The organism is Streptomyces sp. NPDC046712, assembly GCF_040645695.1.
GTDB lineage: Bacteria > Actinomycetota > Actinomycetes > Streptomycetales > Streptomycetaceae > Streptomyces.
Window position 1 is genome coordinate 1 of record NZ_JBEYYW010000059.1, and the last position, 1,171, is coordinate 1,171.

A 1,171-nucleotide genomic window follows, 5' to 3' on the forward strand; every position below is an offset into this window, starting at 1 on the left:
GTCAGGACAAGGACGGCGAACGTCTGGACCTGCTGGACGTCGTTGGTGGTGCGGGTGATGAGGGATGCGGTGCCGAAGCGGCTCATCTCGCGGGGTAGCCGTACCGGAAGGTGCGGCTGGATCACCTCCTTTCTAAGGAGCAACACATCCATGGTCGCCGGGATACCCGGAGCAACGATCCATGGAGTGGCCAGGTTGAACATCCGTTCGTGGTGTTGCCTGGTTGCTCAAGGAATTGTGGAACTACTGGTTATGGTCATGTGTCGGGTTGCCGGCGTGGTGAGTACTGCTTCTTCGGAAGTGTGGAAAGTTTCGTCGGGTTCGATGAGTGATTGTTTGCTGGCACGCTGTTGGGTCCTGAGGCAGCACGCTGGTGTTGTTTCTGGTGTGGTGTTTGAGAACTGTAGAGTGGATGCGAGCATCTTTGTGGTCAAGTTGTTAAGAGCACATGGTGGATGTCTAGGCATCAGGAGCCGATGAAGGACGTGGGAGGCTGCGATAAGCCTCGGGGAGCTGTCAACCGAGCTGAGATCCGAGGGTGTCCGAATGGGGAAACCCAGCACCAGTTATGTGGTGTTACCCGCACCTGAATATATAGGGTGTGTGGAGGGAACGCGGGGAAGTGAAACATCTCAGTACCCGTAGGAAGAGAAAACAACCGTGATTCCGTGAGTAGTGGCGAGCGAAAGCGGATGAGGCTAAACCGTGCGCATGTCAAGCTGTCAGGCGTTGTGTGTGCGGTGTTGTGGGACCCATCTTCCAGGAACTGACATTTCTGGCGTGATGCTGCATGGTTAGTGGAACCACCTGGGATGGTGGACCGGAGTGGGTGAGAGTCCCGTACGCGAAAACTGTGTGGGTGTTGCGTGGTGGTGTTCCCGAGTAGCAGCGAGCTCGTGGAATTTGCTGTGAATCTGCCGGGACCACCCGGTAAGCCTAAATACTTCCTGATGACCGATAGCGGACTAGTACCGTGAGGGAAAGATGAAAAGTACCCCGGGAGGGGAGTGAAAGAGTACCTGAAACCGTGTGCTTACAAGCCGTCAGAGCCTTTCGGGGTGATGGCGTGCCTTTTGCAAGATCAGCCGCATGGAGTTGGGACGGGTGAGCTTCAAGGCAAGGGACGTCGAGGACCTGCTCACGCTTTACGGCGTCAGTGATGAGTCCGAGC

At 56.2% G+C, this 1,171-nt stretch carries 1 rRNA gene; it reads left to right on the forward strand.

Features of this window, described 5'->3' with window-relative positions:
• Nucleotides 1-428 precede the first annotated feature (428 nt).
• Nucleotides 429-1,171 (forward strand): 23S ribosomal RNA (locus ABZ939_RS36860); the annotation flags it as partial.